This is a genomic window from Gordonia terrae (assembly GCF_051789125.1).
Lineage (GTDB): Bacteria > Actinomycetota > Actinomycetes > Mycobacteriales > Mycobacteriaceae > Gordonia > Gordonia terrae_A.
The window spans coordinates 3,304,601-3,323,779 of sequence record NZ_CP196526.1 but is presented as its reverse complement, the minus strand read 5'-3'; the positions used below and the strand labels follow the sequence as shown (position 1 = coordinate 3,323,779).

Genomic DNA, 19,179 nt, shown 5'->3' with positions numbered 1-19,179 from the left:
TCGGCGGGCTCGCGGTGCAGGGACAGTTCATTCTATCGGAAATGGTTTTCAATCAGGGCGTGGGTGTCGTCCCTGCTCAGCCGCCCTCGGCCCGACGGCGCTGGTCGACCGGCGGTACCCCGTCCGGGCCACCGGTCGACAGTGAATATGTCGCGACGGCATGTGCGACCGCCGCCGCGTTCACGGCGAGAAGTTCGGTGTTGACGTTGTCGATGGTGTCGCGCGCGGTGTGGTAGTCGGGGTCGAACGCTTCACCCGCGTCGCCGCCCCACAGCCGCGCCTGCTCCTCGGTCTTCTTCTCGTCGGCCCCGGTGAAGACCCCGCCGGCGGGAATGCCTGCGGCGATGAACGGCCCGTAGTCGGAACGTCCGTCGAAGTCGCTGGGCGCGAGGACGATACCCCGGTCGGCATAGAACTTCGCGAACGTGCGCTCGATACCGTCGGAACCGCCAGGCCCTGCCGGGGCCCCGTCCCGTTCGGAGTCGTCGCCGTCGTAGGTGAGATACCCACCGTTGGGTGAGGCGAGCATGTCGAAGTTCAAGTAGAGGGCGACCGCCGCCCGCCCGGCGGCGTCGAGGCCCCGGATGTAGTCCGTGGACCCGACGAGCCCGTCCTCCTCGGCACCCCAGAACGCGAACCGCACACGATGCGGAACCCGCGGGGAGGACCCCAGGCGCAGCGCGGTCTCCAGGACCGCGGCACTGCCGCTCGCGTTGTCGTTGATCCCGGGACCTTCGTCGACACTGTCGAGATGTGCGCCGGCCACGACGACGTCGTCCACGGTGCCGGTCCGGGTCTCGGCGATCAGGTTCCGGGTGGTGATCGGTGTGGTCCGCGCTTCGACGGCCAGGGTGACCGACTCCGCCGAGCGCAGGCGGTCGGCGTCCTCCGACGGCGCCCCCACGACGGGGATCGTCGGGCGATCGTCGGCCCCGAGAGTGGCGCCGGTCAGCTGACCGGGCTCGTTGTTGACCATGATCGCGCCGACGGCTCCGGCGGCCTGGGCATTGCGCGTCTTGTCCGCGAATGTGCAGGTGCCGCGGACGATCACCGCGACGGCGCCGCGAACGGTCTCGGGGAAATCGGCGGCGACGCAACCGAGGCCACCCACCCCGACGGGTCGCGCGGTGAGGGGGTCGTCGCCCGTGCCCGCGGAGTACTCGAGGACCGTCGTCGCCACCTTGTAACCGTCAGCGGTCAGGGTGACCGGGCCGGCGTCGAAGCGCTCGTACTCCACCGCCGGGGTCGTCACCTCGAAGCCGGCGGTCCGCAGCAGCCCGGCAACGTAGTCCACGGACTCGTCGAATCCGGGGGTTCCGGCGGCCCGGTTCCCGCCGTTGTTGTCGGCGATCTGCTGGAACGCCCGGACGTGACCCATGACCTTCTCGATCGTGACGGCGTCCGCGAGAGTTCCGGGGGTGACCTCGCCGACGGGGGGTCCGGGGACCGGTGTGGAGACCGGAGCCGACGATGACGCGCGCGTCGACTCGTCCGAACTGTCGGGCGCGCATCCCAGGACGCACAGCGTCAACGCGGACGAGGCGAACATCGCAACGACGCGGGGTCGTCGGGAGAGAGCCGTGGTGCCCGGGGCTCGTCGTACTCGAACGGTCACCCTGTCACTCTGGCAGTTCCGGACCGTCCACGCCCACCGGTTGCCGCCACGACGCGGGTGACCGCAGTGCTTTCGTGAAACGGGACACCTGCTCGGTACCCTGTAAGGGTTGCCGTGCGATCGCCCGTCGTTTTCGAGGAGCACGTCGCATGTGAGCAGAACCGTCCCGCCCGAACATCGAACCCGTGGAGAGCAGTTAACCGTGGCCGCCCAGTCCAATGTGGAATCCGTCGTCAACCTCGCCAAGCGCCGGGGTCTGGTGTACCAGTGCGGTGAGATCTACGGCGGTACCAAGTCGGCGTGGGACTACGGGCCGCTCGGTGTCGAGCTCAAGGAGAACATCAAACGCCAGTGGTGGCGGACGATGGTCATCAGCCGCGAAGATGTCGTCGGGCTCGACTCGTCGGTGATCCTGCCGCGCCAGGTGTGGGAGGCCTCCGGTCACGTCGAGGTGTTCACCGACCCCCTCGTCGAGTCACTGCACACCCACAAGCGGTATCGCGCCGACCACCTGATCGAGGCGTACGAGGCCAAGCACGGGCACCCGCCGGAAAACGGCCTCGCCGACATCAACGACCCGGAGACCGGGCAGCCCGGCAACTGGACCGAGCCCAAGGCCTTCAGCGGCCTGATGAAGACCTACCTCGGTCCCGTCGACGACGAAGAGGGCCTGCACTACCTCCGTCCGGAGACCGCGCAGGGCATCTTCGTGAACTTCAAGAACGTGATGACCACCGCTCGCAAGAAGCCGCCGTTCGGCATCGCCCAGATCGGCAAGAGCTTCCGCAACGAGATCACACCGGGCAACTTCATCTTCCGGACCCGCGAGTTCGAACAGATGGAGATGGAATTCTTCGTCAAGCCGGGCGAGGACGAGGAATGGCACCAGTACTGGATCGACCAGCGCTTCGACTGGTACGTGAACCTCGGTATCGACCCGGAGAACCTGAGGCTCTACGACCATCCCAAGGAGAAGCTGTCGCACTACTCCAAGCGGACCGTCGACGTGGAGTACAAGTTCGGTTTCACCGGCAACCCCTGGGGCGAGCTCGAGGGCGTGGCCAACCGCACCGACTACGACCTGTCCACTCACAGCAAGCACTCGGGTGAGGACCTGTCGTTCTTCGATCAGGCGACCGGTGAGCGGTACACCCCGTTCGTCATCGAGCCGGCTGCCGGTCTGACGCGGTCGTTGATGGCGTTCCTGTGTGACGCCTACACCGAAGAAGAGGTGCCGAATGCCAAGGGCGGCACCGACACCCGCACCGTGCTGCGTCTCGATCGTCGCCTCGCACCGATCAAGGCCGCGGTGTTGCCGCTGTCGCGCAACGAGAAGCTGTCGCCCAAGGCCCGCGACCTCGCCGCCGAACTCCGCAAGCACTGGAACGTCGAATTCGACGACGCGCAGGGCATCGGCAAGCGGTATCGCCGACAGGACGAGATCGGCACGCCGTTCTGCGTGACGGTGGACTTCGACACCCTCGACGACCAGGCGGTCACCGTCCGCGAGCGCGACACCATGAGTCAGGAGCGGGTCGCCCTCGACAAGGTCGCCGAGTACCTCGGCGGCAAGCTGCTCGGCGCCTGAGCGGAGGGCAAGCGGACTCCCGTCCGTCACGATTGAGCCTGACCTGCGCTGGTCTGTCACAATTGATGGCGAGTTGTCGCGTGGAGCAGGGCATGGGGTCCGGCGCTCCCGCGACGAGGAAGTGAGTGGAGTCGTGTCTGTCAGTGGGAAAGTCGTTCACTACGACGCAAATCGGGGATTCGGATTCCTGGCACCGGAATCGGGCGGTGCCGATGTGTTCCTGCACATCAACGACATCGACATCGACGAGAACTCGTTGAAACCCGGTGCGAAGGTGTCGTTCGACGTCGAGGAGACCGATCGCGGCTCCAAGGCCGTCAACGTCGCGGTGACCGAGGCAGCGCCGGCCGACGACACCGCGGGCGCGCGCGGACACCGCCGCGACGATCACCACGGTCGCGATCGTGGTGACCGTGGTGATCGCGGCGATCGCGGTGGGCGTTCGGATGATCGTGGTGGCCGTCGGCCCCGCAGCGGGGGGTCGCTCGACTCGGCGGCCTTCACCGAGGAGCTGACCGAACTGCTCCTCGACGCCGACGACGCTCTCACCGCTCGTCAGATCGTTGCGATCCGCCAGCGGGTCACCGACTTCGCCGTCGCCCGGGGCTGGGTGCTTGACTAGCACCCACCACGATCCGGAGACCGTGGGTCACGTTCTCCCGGCGATGGCCTCCTACGGTGCCGAAGCGGTCGAACGTTTCGTGCCCGAGGGCGCCAAGGTGGCGAGTCTGCCCGGCACCCGGACCGATCACCGCAGCGACTTCGCGCGCGACCGAGCCCGCGTCCTGCATTCGGCTGCCCTGCGTCGACTCGCCGACAAGACCCAGGTCGTCGGACCCCGCGAGGGTGACACCCCGCGGACGAGGCTGACCCATTCGCTGGAGGTCGGGCAGATCGGGCGGGGGATCGCGATCGGTCTCGGCGCCGAACCCGACCTCGTCGAGCTGGCCGGTCTCGCCCACGACATCGGCCATCCGCCCTACGGGCACAACGGCGAACGGGCGCTGGACGAGGTCGCCGCGGACCACGGGGGATTCGAGGGCAACGCCCAGAATCTCCGTATCCTCACTCGGCTGGAGCCGAAGCTGCTCGATGCCGACGGGAACAGCGTCGGCCTCAATCTGACCCGGGCGTCACTGGACGCGACGCTGAAGTATCCGTGGACGCGGCGCGCGCCGGGCGGCAAGTTCGGTGCCTACGACGACGATGCGGACATGTTGGCGTGGGTGCGTCGACACGCACCCGGCACCCGGCAGTGCATCGAGTCGCAGATCATGGACTGGTCCGACGACGTCGCGTACTCCGTCCACGACCTCGAGGACGGAGTCATCGGCGGCCGCATCGACCTGCGTAGTCTCGGCGATCCGCAGGATCAGCGCGGACTCGCCGACATCGGCGCCAAGGAGTTCCCCGGACTGGACCCGGAGGCACTCGTGGATGCCGCGCAACGGCTCCACCGCATGGACATCGTGCGGTCGGTCGGTGTCTTCGACGGCACGCTCGACTCCTACGTCGCCCTCAAGCGGTTGACCAGTGAGTTCATCGGGCGTTTTGCGTCGGCGGCCATCACCGGCACCCGCGCGGCGGTCGGGGACCGCCCGGTGTCCCGCTACGACGCCGACCTCGAGGTGCCGCCCCTCATCGCGGCCGAGGTCTCGATGCTCAAGACCATGGCGTTGCGGTTCATCTTCTCCAACGAGCGGCACAAGGCCACTCAGCGTCGTCAGCGTGAGCGCATCCACCGGGTGGCGAACTGGTTCGTCGAGGCGGCTCCGGGCGGACTCGATCCCGTCTTCGTGCCCTTCTGGAACGCCGCGTCCGACGACTCGGCCCGTATGCGCGTGGTCGTCGACCAGATCGCATCGATGACCGAGGGGCGGCTGGAGCGGACGGACAAGAACAACTCGGGAGCCCAGGCCCACCTCGGGTAGCGGTGATCGCCCCTGCCTCGACGCACCCGGTCGGGCAGCCGCGCCGACGTCACTACACTGGTCGCGTGGCAGGCCGAATTCCCGATCGCGACATCACGGCGATCCGTGAGCAGACGAGGATCGAGGACATCGTCGGCGATTACGTCGCCCTGCGTCGAGCCGGTGCCGACAGCCTCAAGGGTCTGTGCCCGTTCCACGACGAGAAGTCCCCGTCGTTCCACGTCCGACCCAACCACGGCCACTTCCATTGTTTCGGATGTGGCGAGGGTGGCGACGTGTACAGCTTCCTGCAGAAGCAGGAACACGTCAGTTTCGTGGAGGCGGTCGAGCAGCTCGCGGACCGGATCGGTTACCGGATCAACTACGAGGGCGGCGGCACCGCGATCAAGCGGGACCGCGGCACACGCGCGCGCCTGGTGGCGGCGAATGCCGCCGCTGCCAAGTTCTACGCCGCCGCGTTGCAGAGTCCGGAGGCACAGCCGGCGCGTGACTACCTGAAAGAACGCAACTTCGACGCGGTGGCCGCGGTCCAGTTCGGTTGCGGGTACGCACCTGCCGGCTGGGACACCATGACGAAGGCCCTGCTCTCGCAGGGGTTCGAGTTCAGCGAACTCGAGGCGGCCGGATTGTCGAAACAGGGTCGCAAGGGCCCCATCGACCGTTTCCATCGCCGCCTGCTGTGGCCGATTCGCAACCTGGGCGGTGACATCATCGGCTTCGGGGCCCGCAAGCTCTTCGACGACGACAACCTCGGCAAGTACATGAACACGCCGGAGACCATGTTGTACAAGAAGTCTCAGGTCCTCTTCGGTCTGGACCACGCGAAGAAGAGCATCGCGAAGGGTCATCAGGTGGTGGTCGTCGAGGGGTACACCGACGTCATGGCCATGCACCTCGCGGGCGTCACCACCGCCGTCGCGTCGTGTGGAACGGCGTTCGGTGAAGACCATCTGGCGCTCATCCGACGCCTGATGATGGACGACTCCTACTTCCGCGGTGAGGTGATCTACACCTTCGACGGTGACGATGCCGGAAAAGCGGCGGCTCTCAAGGCATTCGAGGGCGAGCAGAGCATCTCGGGTCAGACCTTCGTCGCCATCGCCCCCGACGGCATGGACCCGTGCGAGCTCCGCCAGGACAAGGGCGATGCGGCCGTTCGCGACCTGATCGCCCGCCGGGTCCCGATGTTCGAGTTCGCGATCAAGGCGCTTCTCGCCGAACACGACCTCGACACCGCCGAAGGTCGCGTGCATGCGCTGCGCGACACCGTCCCGGTGGTTGCCCGCATCAAGGACATCGCGCTGCGCGACGAGTACGCGCGGCAGCTCGCGGGGTGGGTCGGCTGGGAGGAAGTCGGTCAGGTTCTGGGACGCGTGCGCGAAGAAGGCGCTCGAATCCGCAAGGCGCAGGGGATCTCCGGGACGAGTGGCCGCGCGAACGGTCGCGGTGCACGCAACCGGCCGGAGGCCGAGGCCGCCCCGACATCGGCCCGGCCCCAACCGAAGGACCCGCGCCTGTGGCCGCAGCGGGAAGCACTCAAGGCGGCATTGCAGTATCCAGGCATCGCCGGAACGGTGTTCGACTCGCTACCCGTGGAGTGTTTCAACGAGCCCGCGTACGCGATCGTTCGTCAGGCGATGACGGGCCTGGGCGGGACGTCGTCGGGGATGGGCGGCGCCGCGTGGGTCGACGCGGTGCGCAACGCGGTCGACGATCCGGTGATCGACCCGCTGGTCACCGAACTGGCGGTCGAGTCGATGCCCGTCGACGAGGACAACATCGCCCGCTACATCTCGAGCGTGCTGGCCAGGCTGCAGGAGGTGTGGGTGGGTTCGCAGATCGCGGACATCAAGTCGCGTCTGCGGCGGATGGCTCCCAGCGATGATCCGGACGGTTACAACGCAGTCTTCGGTGATCTCGTCGCGCTCGAGGCGTACCGACGCAGCCTGTTGGAACAGGCCGTCGACCCGATCGTCGACGCCGGCTGACCGGCCGCCGCCGGGCGCGCGATGAGTTCCCGGTGTCCGGGGAGTCTGACCCTGCATCCCTGAGAACGGAGCAGACAGTGGCGACGACCATCTATTCGGCGACGGCATCCCTCGACGGCTTCATCGCCGGTCCCGGTGGGGACATGTCCTGGCTGTCGCGGTTCTTCGACGGTGCCGGTGGCACGGACGGCGGCGTCGCCCATGCGGGCAGCGGAGACGATGCCGCGGCCCGACTCTTGTCGGGTACCGGTGCGCTGCTCGTCGGGAACCGGAGTTTCGTCGGCGACGACCCGAACAAAGGCACCGACCGCGAGGGTGCTTTCGGTGGCGAATACGAGGGTCCCGCAGTGGTTCTGACGCACAATCCGCCCACCGAGGACGTCGACGGGGTCACATTCGTCGCCGACCTGCACGCGGCCGTCGAGCTGGCCGCCGAACTCGCGGGCGACTCATACGTGTCGGTGATCGGCGCCGAGGTCGCGCGACAGATGATCGACGAGGGGCTCCTCGACGAAGTGCTCATCTTCTTCGTCCCGGTGTTCCTCGGCGGCGGCACGCGGATCTTCGAGCGGCCCGGGGGCGACGAGGTCCGGCTGACCCGCCTTCCCGGCGAGACCGAGTTCTGGTGCCGAGTGGAGCGCTGAGCCGCCGCGGGGTCTCCGGCGAACACCAGCTGAACAATCGGCGACGATCCGGGTTGTCGGCTGCGGCCACCGCGCCGGGTGCCTAACGTGGGACTGTGGACGCGAATGACGAGCGCCGGCAGATCACCGAGGTACAGCACCGTCTGATCGGTATGTACACGAACAGAAGACCCGAGGAGGTCGCCGAGGCCGTCGAGGCCGCTTACCGGCATTTCGACGGCACCGAAGTCCGTGACTTCGTGCCGCTGCTCGTGGAGCGCCGGGCCAACGAGACCCTCACCGGATCGTCGGTGATGGCCGATTCCGGAGAAGTGCCGCCGAACCTGGGGGAGTGACCCTCGGGCCCCGACCCTCCAGACACCCGAATTGTCCTGCGGCCGTGCCGCGTCGACCGTGAGAGCGGGCGGCGAGGCACGGCCGTCGATCGTCGGTGGGGAGTGCGGGGCTCGAACCCGCGACCTACGGATTATGAGTCCGCGGCTCTAACCGACTGAGCTAACTCCCCGCGCAGAACGAGCCTGCGGGGTGGAGATTACCGCACCCGCCAGACTGCGGAGCAGCCACATGCGTACGTTGTCGGCGGGCCGCGTCGCCGGCGTGGGCCGGTCGGCCGTCCGATCCGAGATGGCCCTGACCGCGCGTTTTGTTCTCCGGCGCGACCATGCGCTAGAGTCTGACCTCGGTTCTGGTGAAGCGCCCGAGGGTGCGGAACAGGACCGGAGCAATCCCCCATAGCTCAATTGGCAGAGCATTCGACTGTTAATCGAACGGTTACTGGTTCGAGTCCAGTTGGGGGAGCAGAACAGCCCGTCACCCGCGAAGGCAGGTGGCGGGCTGAGTGCTTTCCGAGGTCTCGCGGACTGTCAGTCGCGACCGCCGTGTTGCTCGTCGTAGTCGGCCTGGGCGGCGCGCACATCCGGCATGCTGTCCTGCACGAGATCGATCAATCCCTGGAGTTGTTGCGCTACTTGCCTACCCAGCGGGGTGAGGTGGTACTCGACCTTCGGTGGGATCGCCTCGAGGACGGTGCGCACGATCATGCCGTCGCGTTCGAGGTTCTGCAACGTCTGCGACAGCATCCGCTCACTCACGCCGTCGACCCGGCGGCGCAGCGCGCTGAACCGATAGTTGCTCTCGCCCAACGCGATCAGGACCAGGCTGCCCCAGCGGCCGGTGACGGTCTGCAACGTGGTCCGCGACGAACAATCCCGGGCGAAGACGTCCGCCTCGAGGGACTGGTCACTGATGTCGGTCACGTCCTCAACGGTAGCCGACAGACTGTAATCTTGCTAACTGCAAGTGTTGCACTTACGAAAAGTTAGTGCATACTGTGGTCACCACACCCGATGAGAAGAGGAATCAGATGACCACAGCAGTGACAGGTGCGACCGGGCAGCTCGGCGGACTGGTGATCGAGGAATTGCTGGCCCGCGGCGTCGCCGCGAGTGACCTCGTGGCGATCGTCCGTGACGAGACGAAAGCGGCACACCTCGCATCGCAGGGTGTTTCGGTGCGCGTCGCCGACTACGACGATCCCGACGCCCTGCGCGTTGCCCTCGAGGGCGTGGACAAGCTGCTTCTCGTGTCCGGTGCCGACATGGGCCGCCGCGTCGCGCAGCACACCAACGTCATCGAGGCCGCCGAAGCCGCCGGCGTCGGATTCATCGCCTACACCAGCCTCCTCCAGGCGGACACCAGCGGTCTCAGCCTCGCCCCCGAGCATGTCGCCACCGAAGAGCGTCTGACCTCGTCGGCCATCCCGACGGCGATCCTGCGCAACGGTTGGTACTGGGAGAACTACCTCGCCGCCATTCCGCAGGCAGCCGAGTCGGGCCAGCTGTTCGGTGCTGCCGCCGACGGCAGACTCGCAGGCGCCGCCCGCGCCGATTATGCGGCCGCGGCCGCGGCGGTCCTCGCCTCCGACACCGACCAGGGTGGCAAGGTCTATGAACTCGGCGGAGACGAGCGACTCACCTACGGCGAGCTGGCGAAGGTCATCGCCGACGCCGCGGGCAAGGACGTCGCGTACACCGACCTCCCCGAGGCCGAGTACGCCGCAGTGCTGCGCGACGCCGGTCTGCCTGCGCCGGTCGCCGAGATGCTGGCCAGCTCCGACGCAGGGATCAGCCGCGGCGAACTCGACACCACGTCAGGAGACCTCCAGCGTCTCATCGGCCGGTCGTCGACGCCGGTCGCCGACATCGTCAAGCAGGCGCTCGGCTGACAGTGACCCGACGGGGCCGATGAGTTTTCCTGCGCCACCTAGTCTGTCCGCATAGATTGCCCGTGCAGACGATGCGGCTCGACGACAGGAAAGCGCCACCATGCCTCAGCTACTCAGGGTCCAGAACTTCACCGTCTCACAGGACGGTGTCGGTGCCGGACACAATCAGACCCTCGACCGCCCGTTCGGCGACGGTGCGGATCCGGCGGCGCTGATGTCCTGGGCGGGTGCCACCGCACATTGGCCCAACCGGACCGAACCGGGTGGCACCCGCGGCCTCGACGACTACTTCACCCGCGACTTCGCGCACAACATCGGCGCCGAGATCATGGGCCGCAACAAGTTCGGGCCTCACCGCGGACCGTGGACCGACCACGAGTGGCAGGGATGGTGGGGCGAGGAACCTCCGTTCCACACTCCCGTCTTCGTACTGACTCACCACGTCCGTCCGTCGTTCACACTGAGTGACACCACTTTTCACTTCATCGACGCAACTCCGGCAGAAGCCGCCGAACAGGCCAAGGCGGCGGCCGGGGGCAAGGACGTGCGAATCGGGGGCGGGGTCAGCACGGTCCGCGAATTCCTCGATGCCGGTCTGATCGACGCGCTGCACGTCGCAGTCGCGCCCATCACCATCGGGACCGGGTTGCGCCTGTGGGACTCGCCCGACGAGCTCGACGACCGTTTCCACCACGAAGCGATCCCCAGCCCGTCGGGCGTGACCCACCACCTGCTCTGGCGGAAGTAGGAGCCCACGGTTCTCCCGGCATGTGGGATCGGTGGAATGCGGCGGCGAACCGGGGTAGTTGTAGGGACCATGACGGAACTCTCCAGCAAGGCCCGTACCCTGCTCGAACTTCATCAGCCCGGCAACCCGGTGATCCTCCCGACGGTGTGGGACGCGTGGTCGGCGAACCTCGCTGTTTCGGCCGGTTTCACCGCGCTCACGGTCGGCAGTCATCCGGTGTCGGACTCCATCGGCAAGCCCGACAACGAGGGAATCACGTTCGACGAACTGACCACCCGTATCCGGCAGATCACGGAGGCCGTCGATGTCCCGATCTCCGTCGACATCGAATCCGGTTACGGCGAAGACCCCAAGACCCTGATCGACGGCCTCATCGACGCGGGCGCAGTGGGCCTGAACATCGAGGACACCGTGCACAGCGAAGGCGGCCGACTGCGTCAAGCCCAGGAGCACGCGGACTTCGTCGGTGCGTTGCGGGCCGCGTCGGACGCCACCGACGTCCACGTCGTCATCAACGCCCGCACCGATCTGTTCGTCAAGCAGGTCGGGGACGAATCCGACCGCGTCGATCGCGCCATCGCCCGCCTGAAGCTGGCCGCCGAGGCCGGTGCGGACGTCCTGTACCCGGTCGGTTTCCATGACGACGTCGTGCAGAAGCGACTGACCGACGAGCTACCGCTGCCGGTCAACGCCATCGGGCACCCGACCAAGAACGACAAGGCGTCGCTCGCCGAACTCGGCGTGGCCCGGGTGAGTTTCGGCCCGCTGTTCCAGATGGTCCTGGCCGAGCGCGCCAGCGAGGTCCTGGCCCCTTGGAAGTAATCACCTGGAAGTAGAAACCGACCGGATGTCGGTGCGCGGGTCTACGGTCGGAACATGGCACTCAGTACATCCGCACGAGAAGCGTTCTTGGCCGAGCCGCATGTCGCGGCGTTGTCGGTGGAGGCCGAACCCGGCCGTGCCCCGCTCACGATCCCGGTCTGGTATCAGTACACCCCCGGCGGTCGGCCGTGGCTGCTCACCGGCACCGAATCGCGCAAGCTGCAACTGATCCGGGCGGCCGGGCGCTTCACGCTCATGGTCGACGAGGTGACTCCCCGGCTGATGTACGTGGCCGTCTCGGGCGACGCCGTCGACATGGTTGCGGGTACCCGCAACGACCTGCAGGAGATGGCCTCCCGCTATCTGCCTCCCCAGGCGGTGGAGCCGTATGTCGAGATGGCCGAGAAGGATCACGGGCCGCAGACCAAGCTCTACCTCGATCCGAAGCAGTGGGTGTCGCTCGACCTCGGCAGTCTCTGACCCCTGGAGCCTGTGACGCTGGAGCATGTCATCAGTAGTCCGGATCCCGGTCCCGGATTCGGCTGCGAGACGAGCCGGTGGTGAACGTCTCGCTACATTGAACGCATGTCGAAGCCAGGTCCCACTTCCGATCGTCCTGACAGCGAGGTGGCGGAGTCCGGTCAAGAAACCCGGGAACAGTCCGTCGACCCGACCTCCATCGACGAACACTCAACCGACTCTGCCGCCGCGTCGCCGTCGGATGCGGGTGTGACCCCACTCGACGGCGACGAGTTCCTGCAGGCGAATCGAAGCAACCGGGACAAGTACCGGGCCGAGGCGCAGGAGAAGGCTGCCAAGGCGGCGCGCAAGAAGCGGGGTAGGGAGACCGGCGAGACCGACACCGAGCCCGACGCCGAGAGCCGGACCGAAGAGGTGGACTCCGACCGAACACCGCGCAAGCTGGCGGGCGGTCCGAGCGGCCCACCGCGCTCGCCGTGGCGCGGCCGGATTCCTGCGATCGGCACACTCTCGTGGCCGGTCCTGGCGCTGGTGGCACTCGCCATCGTGCTCGCGGCCTCGACGGCTGCGCTGGCAGTGGCCTACGTCGACGCCGATCGTCGCGCGGATACGGCGGCGAGCAGCTCGGGCACGGGTTCGATCCTCGACACCGCACGCGACTACGCGGCCGAGATCTCGACCTACAACTCCGCTGACTACTCCGACCTGGATCGGCGCATCCGGGACATCTCCACGCCCGCGTTCACCCAGACCTACATCGAGTCGTCCCAGGACGCCCGGCGCGGTTCGACGGCCGCGGAATCGGTGTCCTCGGCCAAGGCCGAACATGCAGGGATCATGTCCCTCGCCGATGGCAAGGCCGTCGTGCTGGTCACGCTCGACCAGACGTTGAAGTCCCCTCAGACCGCCCAACAGTTCCCCGACGGATTCCCTTACCAGTCGCGCGTGAAGGTCACTCTCGTGCAGCAGAACGGCCGCTGGCTGATGGACGATTTCGCGGTGCTCTGATCCCTCGTGCTCTGAACCGGTCCCTCGCGCTCTGAACCGGTCCCTCGTGCTCTGAACCGGCCACCGCCATTCGCGGAATCGGCCGGTTGCCGGCGGTCCGCTCATCGGGTGTCGGATACTCCCGGACCGAGCAACAAGCGCGACGCCAGCGCTTCGATTCGCGCGGGCGACGGCTGCGGGGACTGCCGGGACAGGTCGGCGACGACGTTCAGCGCCGCGTGGACGAGGAACCGTGCCTGCGGCAGCGTCAGGTCGGTGCGGTCGCGCGTCACCCAGGTGGCGAACTCGTCGACGACGATGCATTGCTGATTGCGCAGCGCGCCCCGCGCCTCGGGTGTCGTGTGTCCGATCTCGGTTTCGTAGATGGTGATCAGATCCGTTGTGGTGCACGACAACCGGACGTATCGACCGAGCATCTCGACGATCGCCTCGCGGGGGGTCGTCGACGCCGCGAGTGCCTCGGAGATCACCGTCGCGACTCGATCGCCCGCACGCCAGAACGACGCCTCGAGAATCGCGACCTTACTGGGGAAATGGCGGTACACGCCCGACGCGGGAAGGCCGGCGGCGTGCGCGATGTCCTCGATGGTGACGTCCCGGAACCCGCGGGCGGCAAACAGATTGATCGCCTCGGTGAGAATGACCTCACGCCTGGCGGCCGGTGCGAGGCCGCCCGCGGTGAGCTGGGGGCGCATCGGCTGACCCGGCAGATCGATGTCGAGCAGTCCCAACGCCGCTCCGCTCATCAGTGAGGTGGCGTCTCGGGCGGGCAACGCTGCGCGGTGCGTCGTCGGGCTCGCCGCCACGCTGATCATGGCCGCGGCGAGGAGATTGGCATCGGCGTCGCCGAGTGACGGGCGGAGTCGGCGAGCCGCGGCGCGGATACGCCGGTGCTGATGGACCACCACGTCCCGGACCAACGCGGCATCGCGAGGTTCGAGGTATCGCGACTCCCAGCGATAGAGACCACCGCGACGCCGATTGTCGAATGAGGTCGCCGTGATGGCGTGGACCAGTGCGTGCAGCTCGTCGGGCCCCCCGTCGGGGACGGTGTCGAGCACGCCACGCAGGCCGGTGGCGAGTTCAGCCGTCGTCTCGGCGAACAGCGCGTACTTGTTGGGGAAGTGTCGATACAGCGCCGGCGCCGAGATCCCGACGGCCTCGGCGATGTCGTCGAGCCGGACCGCGTGATAGCCGCCGTCGCTGAACGCCCTCGCCGCCGCGTCGACGATCAACCGCCGGCGATCGGCAGGGCGCCGACGCGGCGTACCGGTCTGCGACGTCTGCGGGTGCGCGGCCATGGGGATACAGCCTAACCGGAGACGTCGTTCTCGAGACATCTTTCGGACGATGACACGAAAACCGCAGTAAAACGTCCCTCGACGACCGAATAAGTTAATAGAAATTCTCGTGATCTGCGTCGCACTGTGGTAGTAATCTAGGGCGATGGCACAGATCGGACACGCTGTGTCTGTAGGTCGAAGTCTGTCGGTCGAAGTCTGAGTGGGGAGACCAGTGAGCGAAGAGACCACGCACGGCGGAGTCGTGACGTCGGTGGACGAGCGCGGCATCGGACGTCTGACGATCTCGCGGCCCGAACGCATGAACGCCCTCGACGGTCCCGCCCACACCGCCATCGAGGAGACCTTGGCGGAATGGTCGAGCCGGGACGATGTCCGGGTGGTCGTGATAGACGGCGCCGGCGGGAGTTTCAGTGCGGGCGCCGACGTCCGGGGTTTCGCCGAACGGTCGACGGAGGGTGGCGCCTCCGGGTTCACCCGGGAGCAGGCCCGGCAGATCATCTCCGGTGGATCCGACCTGCTGCGCGCGGTGCGTTCGGTCCCGGTCCCGGTGATCGCCTCGGTCGACGGCGCGGCTGCGGGGATCGGAGCGTCGCTCGCGCTCGGTGCCGACCTCATCTACACGACAGCTCGGTCGTATTTCCTGCTCGCGTTCATCAACATCGGTCTGATGCCCGACGGCGCCGCATCGATGTCGTTCGCCACGGCTGTCGGGCGCGTGCGTGCCAACGAGCTCGCGCTGCTCGGTGAAAAGCTGCGTGCCGGAGAGGCTCTCGAGGCCGGACTCGTCAACGGGGTGCTCGAGGATCGCCCCGCCCTCGACGCTGCCGTCGAGAAGGTCGCGACGAAGCTGGCTGCGAAGAGTCCAGCAGCGCTCCGGCTGACCAAGTCGGCCCTGGACGCACACACCATGTCCGGTTTCGACGCCGCCATCGAGCGAGAACTCGACGGCCAGACCGAGTTGCTCCAGTCCCCGGAGTTCCAGGCGGCGATCACCGCATTCGCCGGCGCCTCCAACTGACTTCCCGTCCACACCGGATTCGGTGCATCACAGGCGTTCCCGAGTCCATCACCACCAGAAAGACAACGAGGAGACCGATCGTATGACCGCGACCGTCGACACCTTCAACGATCTGGCCACCGAGCCCTTGCGCTCGCGCCGCAACCACTGGAACAACCAGGTCCGGCGTCACGCCTTCATGACGCCGGACAAGCCCGCGCTGAAGTTCCTGGGCAATGTGACCACCTGGAGAGAGCTCGACGAGCGCAGCCGCGCCTTCGCCGCGGCGTTGAGCCGACGCGGTGTGCAGTTCGGTGATCGAGTCCTCATCGTCCTGCTCAACCGCTCGGAGTACGTCGAAGCCGTGCTGGGCGCCAACCTGATCGGCGCGATCCCGGTGCCGGTGAACATCCGGATGAGCCCGGCCGAGGTCGCGTTCCTGGTGAACGACAGCGGTGCGAAGGTCATCGTGACCGAGACCATGCTCGCCCCGCTGGCCGATGCCGCCGCGGCGGCCACCGGCAACGCCATCGAGCACACCATCGTGGTGGGTGGTTCGGACAAGGACGCTCACCTCGACTACGAGGCCCTGGTCGCCGAGGATTCGTCGGATCTCGAGGAGATCGACGTCCCCGAGGAGACCGTCGCGCTGATCATGTACACCTCGGGCACCACCGGAAAGCCCAAGGGTGCCATGCTCACTCACACGAACATGCAGGCGCAGGCCGTCACCTGCCTGCAGGCTCTGCAGACCCGGTCCGACGACATCGGCTCGTGCGTGGCACCGATGTTCCACATCGCGGGTCTCGGCGCGATGGCGCCGCTGTTCTACATGGGTGCGCTCTCGGTGATCCATCCGCTCGGCGCCTTCGACCCCAACGACATGCTCGACACCATCGAGAAGGAAGGCACCACCTCGATCTTCCTGGTGCCCGCCCAGTGGCAGGCCGTGTGCGCGGCGCAGCAGGCCAAGCCGCGCGACCTCAAGCTCCGGGTGATCAGTTGGGGTGCGGCGCCGGCGTCGGACACCGTCCTGAACGCGATGAACGAGACGTTCCCGAACGCATTGAACGTCGCGGTGTTCGGTCAGAGCGAGATGTCGCCGATCACCTGTGTGTTGGAGGGCAAGGACGCGCTGCGCAAGATCGGCTCGATCGGCAAGGTTGTGCCGGCGGTGACCGCGCGGATCGTCGACCCCGAGATGAACGACGTCGCGCAGGGCGAGGTCGGCGAGATCGTCTACCGCGGCCCCAACATGATGAAGGGCTACTGGCAGAACGAACAGGGGACCGCGGATGCGTTCGCGGGCGGCTGGTTCCACTCCGGCGACCTCGTGCGCGAAGACGAGGAAGGGTTCCTCTATGTCGTCGATCGCGCCAAGGACATGATCATCTCCGGCGGCGAGAACATCTACTGCGCCGAGGTCGAGAACGCGCTGTTCGGGCACCCGAGCATCACCGAGGCGGCGATCATCGGTCGCGCGCATGAGAAGTGGGGCGAGGTGCCCGTCGCGGTCGTCGTTCTCGCCGAAGGTGTCGGGGACCTGACCCTGGCCGACCTCGAGCCGTACCTCAACGAGAACCTCGCGCGCTTCAAGCACCCGAAGGACCTCGTCATCGTCGACGAACTGCCGCGCAACGCCGGCGGCAAGGTAGTCAAGCCGACGCTGCGCCAGAGCTACGGCAGCAAGGACGCCGGCCTGGCCAACTGACGCCACGCGCGTCACCGCCCCCTTCGGATGCCCTGCTGGGTGTTCGGTGGGGGCGGTTTCGCGTTTCGGCCACCGTCGCCGGAGGCGAGACCGTGTCGGGAAGCGAACTGGCGTCGGCGGCCGACAAGGTCCGGCCGAAACAGTAGGTCACCGGCCGTCGGTCGGCGTGGTCCTGGGCCTCAGGTGCGGGAACAGCAGCGGGGAGAGGAACTGGTGGGCGAAAGCGCGCGCGGAGTCCTCGTCATGCAGAGGGATGACCCCGCGCGGGTTGGTGATGAATGACATCTCCAACCGCACGAAGATCTCGGCCACCACCTCCGCATCGAAGTCGCCGAGCTCGCCGCGGTCCTGCCAGTACTTGATGTAATGCGCGACCATCGTGCGTCCACGTGAGAGGAAGGTGTCGTCCGACATGAAGTCGACCATCTCGCCCGCTGCCGAGGAGTGGCGGAGTCGGCGGGTGAGGAGGTGCGGGCGCGACGCCTCCTGCACGAAGGCCGCGAACATCTCGGCGAGACCGCTCACCGGACCGGATGATCTCTTCATGGCCTCGAGCAGGATGTTGGAGACCCGAAGCCCCTCGGCCATGAGTGCATATCGGACGATCGCGGCCTTGGTCCCGAATCGGCGATAGACGGTCGCCACCCCGACTCCCGCACCGTCGGCGATCTGGACCATCGTGGTCTCCTCGAAACCGAGGTCGACAAAACACTGCCGGGCGGCCTCGATGATCTGACGTGACTTCGGATCCAGACGATCAAGCTCGACGGAGGACGCGGCGAGCGGCTGCGAATAGTCGATCACGAGCGCTCGCATCCTGGCTTGTCGTGGCGGAGAACGATGTCGGCCACGCTAACACGACCCCCGCCTGTGCACCCGCCGGCGCGCAACGGGCGCTCCTTCGAGGGGAGCGGATCCAGGCGCGGACGGAAACTGTGGGACAGTACGCGCCCAGCAGGATGTTGATAGACTTCGAGCATTGATCTATCGAATCGGGGATATGATGACTTCTGTGGCGACGACACCGGGTTCAGTCGACGTGCGCGCCGCGGATGCGGGGCCGGTGGGTGTCGGGGGCGGAACTGTGCGATCCGCGGTGATCGCAGAGTTCCGTCGACACACCGGCAGCCAGCTGGGCGGCCTGTTCGGTGGCGCAGCCTTCGATCAGGTCGCCCTGCCCGCGGTCGCGGCGGCGGTCGATCGCACGGGCCGGTTCGCGGAGAATTTCAGCGACCGGGGTGTGCGCAGCGGCTTGTCGGCGATGCACGCGATGTGGGGCGACCCGGCAGATCGGGCGGCGGAGGCGGACTGGCTCAAGGAGCGACACAAGGACGTTCGTGGTCGAGGTGCGGGCGCCTACAGCGACATCAGATACAGCGCGCTGCAACCGGAGAACTGGAAGTGGATCGCGGTCAGCGGAATGATGCTCGCCTTGAACACCTTTCGTCCCTGCACCGGTATCACTATGAACGCGGACGAACGTGAAGCCGCCTACCAGCTTGTCCGTGAAGCGTTCGCCGACCTCGAATTGGCCGGTGCTGCGGGAAAACTGCCGGCCACGGTCGTCGACGCGGACGCCTACTACGAGGAAATGGTCGCGACCAGGCTCGAATCCACACCGTTCCTCGTCGAGCAGTTCGCCGGGCTGACACGGCTCCCCATGCCGACACTGGGCGTTTCCCGGTCGGCGCGCCGGGTGCTCGCACCCCTCTGGCCGGTCGTGCGCCCCACGATCGGGCATCTGATCGTGGTCTGTTCGTCGAAGGTGATGCACCCGAGAGTGCAAGAGATGACCGGGTTCCGGCTGCGTCGTCATCACGACGTCGAGTTCGCGATCGTGTGCGCGCTGCTGCGGACGTCATGGAGGTTGCTGCCTGATCGCGTGTTGTTGCTGCCGCTGGCACGCAACCGCCTCGAGTACGAGAAGCTGGTGCGGCTGCACCGGAAGTATGCGCTCGACTCTTTCGCTGTCCCCGAGGGGCGCGCCGGCTGTCCGATGTGACCTCTCGCGGAGGCCTGGCTCGCAGTCCGTGATAGCCCGATCGGTGAGAACTATCATTGGGAGCCCGTGGCGTCGTCGTCCAGCCTCCGTATCGACACGGATACTAGAACACGTTCC

At 67.0% G+C, this 19,179-nt stretch carries 18 protein-coding genes and 2 tRNA genes; 15 read left to right on the top strand and 5 right to left on the bottom strand.

From position 1 onward, the window contains the following. Positions 1–76 precede the first annotated feature (76 nt). Positions 77–1,549, bottom strand: coding sequence for a M28 family peptidase (locus ACSUZC_RS15035; RefSeq protein WP_439033140.1), 1,473 nt, complete (start codon positions 1,547–1,549; stop codon positions 77–79). 268 nt (positions 1,550–1,817) lie between these two features. Here ACSUZC_RS15035 and ACSUZC_RS15030 point away from each other — a divergent pair, with 268 nt between their 5' ends. The 6 genes from ACSUZC_RS15030 to ACSUZC_RS15005 all read left to right on the top strand — a co-directional run bounded on the left by ACSUZC_RS15030 (position 1,818) and on the right by ACSUZC_RS15005 (position 8,101). Further along, positions 1,818–3,203 (top strand): glycine--tRNA ligase, encoded by a 1,386-nt coding sequence (locus ACSUZC_RS15030; RefSeq protein ID WP_439029317.1) that lies wholly within the window; start codon positions 1,818–1,820, stop codon positions 3,201–3,203. Between the two features lie 133 nt (positions 3,204–3,336). Continuing rightward, positions 3,337–3,825, top strand: a complete 489-nt coding sequence (locus ACSUZC_RS15025) for a cold-shock protein (protein WP_439029316.1) — start codon at positions 3,337–3,339, stop codon at positions 3,823–3,825. A gap of 43 nt (positions 3,826–3,868) precedes the next feature. Next, positions 3,869–5,134 carry a deoxyguanosinetriphosphate triphosphohydrolase gene (locus ACSUZC_RS15020; protein WP_439033139.1) on the top strand — a complete coding sequence of 422 codons (1,266 nt, stop codon included), beginning with the start codon at positions 3,869–3,871 and terminating at the stop codon, positions 5,132–5,134. 65 nt (positions 5,135–5,199) lie between these two features. After that, a complete protein-coding gene (dnaG, locus tag ACSUZC_RS15015; protein WP_439029315.1) occupies positions 5,200–7,122 on the top strand; it encodes a DNA primase in 1,923 nt (640 codons plus the stop codon). Positions 7,123–7,199: 77 nt separating this feature from the next. Further along, a complete protein-coding gene (locus tag ACSUZC_RS15010; RefSeq protein WP_439029314.1) occupies positions 7,200–7,766 on the top strand; it encodes a dihydrofolate reductase family protein in 567 nt (188 codons plus the stop codon). Between the two features lie 95 nt (positions 7,767–7,861). After that, positions 7,862–8,101 carry a three-helix bundle dimerization domain-containing protein gene (locus ACSUZC_RS15005; protein ID WP_238419907.1) on the top strand — a complete coding sequence of 80 codons (240 nt, stop codon included), beginning with the start codon at positions 7,862–7,864 and terminating at the stop codon, positions 8,099–8,101. Positions 8,102–8,197: 96 nt separating this feature from the next. On the opposite strand, the gene ACSUZC_RS15000 is transcribed toward ACSUZC_RS15005, so the two are convergent. Then, positions 8,198–8,271 (bottom strand) — tRNA-Ile (locus tag ACSUZC_RS15000). A gap of 220 nt (positions 8,272–8,491) precedes the next feature. Between ACSUZC_RS15000 and ACSUZC_RS14995 the strand changes: the two genes are divergently transcribed. Continuing rightward, positions 8,492–8,564 (top strand) — tRNA-Asn (locus ACSUZC_RS14995). A 65-nt stretch (positions 8,565–8,629) separates the two neighbouring features. On the opposite strand, the gene ACSUZC_RS14990 is transcribed toward ACSUZC_RS14995, so the two are convergent. Continuing rightward, a complete protein-coding gene (locus tag ACSUZC_RS14990) occupies positions 8,630–9,022 on the bottom strand; it encodes a winged helix-turn-helix transcriptional regulator (protein ID WP_439029313.1) in 393 nt (130 codons plus the stop codon). A gap of 107 nt (positions 9,023–9,129) precedes the next feature. Between ACSUZC_RS14990 and ACSUZC_RS14985 the strand changes: the two genes are divergently transcribed. The 5 genes from ACSUZC_RS14985 (at position 9,130) to ACSUZC_RS14965 (ending at position 13,048) form a co-directional block, all read left to right on the top strand. Then, on the top strand, positions 9,130–9,990 hold the full coding sequence (locus tag ACSUZC_RS14985; RefSeq protein ID WP_439029312.1) for an SDR family oxidoreductase: 861 nt from the start codon (positions 9,130–9,132) through the stop codon (positions 9,988–9,990). 100 nt (positions 9,991–10,090) lie between these two features. Beyond that, complete coding sequence (locus tag ACSUZC_RS14980; RefSeq protein WP_439029311.1) at positions 10,091–10,738, top strand: dihydrofolate reductase family protein; 648 nt, start codon at positions 10,091–10,093, stop codon at positions 10,736–10,738. A 69-nt stretch (positions 10,739–10,807) separates the two neighbouring features. Then, complete coding sequence (locus ACSUZC_RS14975; protein ID WP_439029310.1) at positions 10,808–11,560, top strand: isocitrate lyase/PEP mutase family protein; 753 nt, start codon at positions 10,808–10,810, stop codon at positions 11,558–11,560. A gap of 54 nt (positions 11,561–11,614) precedes the next feature. After that, complete coding sequence (locus tag ACSUZC_RS14970) at positions 11,615–12,040, top strand: pyridoxamine 5'-phosphate oxidase family protein (protein WP_439029309.1); 426 nt, start codon at positions 11,615–11,617, stop codon at positions 12,038–12,040. Between the two features lie 105 nt (positions 12,041–12,145). Further along, the gene (locus tag ACSUZC_RS14965; RefSeq protein ID WP_439029308.1) at positions 12,146–13,048 is read left to right on the top strand and encodes a hypothetical protein; all 903 of its coding nucleotides are present in this window, start codon (positions 12,146–12,148) and stop codon (positions 13,046–13,048) included. A gap of 101 nt (positions 13,049–13,149) precedes the next feature. Here ACSUZC_RS14965 and ACSUZC_RS14960 read toward each other — a convergent pair whose 3' ends face one another. Further along, on the bottom strand, positions 13,150–14,349 hold the full coding sequence (locus tag ACSUZC_RS14960; RefSeq protein WP_439029307.1) for a TetR/AcrR family transcriptional regulator: 1,200 nt from the start codon (positions 14,347–14,349) through the stop codon (positions 13,150–13,152). Between the two features lie 214 nt (positions 14,350–14,563). Between ACSUZC_RS14960 and ACSUZC_RS14955 the strand changes: the two genes are divergently transcribed. Continuing rightward, entirely contained in the window at positions 14,564–15,370 is an 807-nt protein-coding gene (locus ACSUZC_RS14955) for an enoyl-CoA hydratase-related protein (protein ID WP_439029306.1), read from the top strand. A gap of 82 nt (positions 15,371–15,452) precedes the next feature. After that, positions 15,453–17,060 carry a fatty-acid--CoA ligase FadD5 gene (gene fadD5 / locus ACSUZC_RS14950; protein ID WP_439029305.1) on the top strand — a complete coding sequence of 536 codons (1,608 nt, stop codon included), beginning with the start codon at positions 15,453–15,455 and terminating at the stop codon, positions 17,058–17,060. Positions 17,061–17,207: 147 nt separating this feature from the next. Here fadD5 and ACSUZC_RS14945 read toward each other — a convergent pair whose 3' ends face one another. Then, on the bottom strand, positions 17,208–17,864 hold the full coding sequence (locus ACSUZC_RS14945; RefSeq protein WP_439029304.1) for a TetR/AcrR family transcriptional regulator: 657 nt from the start codon (positions 17,862–17,864) through the stop codon (positions 17,208–17,210). A 199-nt stretch (positions 17,865–18,063) separates the two neighbouring features. Here ACSUZC_RS14945 and ACSUZC_RS14940 point away from each other — a divergent pair, with 199 nt between their 5' ends. After that, positions 18,064–19,062: an oxygenase MpaB family protein gene (locus tag ACSUZC_RS14940; RefSeq protein ID WP_439033138.1), complete on the top strand. Its 999-nt coding sequence runs from the start codon at positions 18,064–18,066 to the stop codon at positions 19,060–19,062. Positions 19,063–19,179 lie beyond the last annotated feature (117 nt).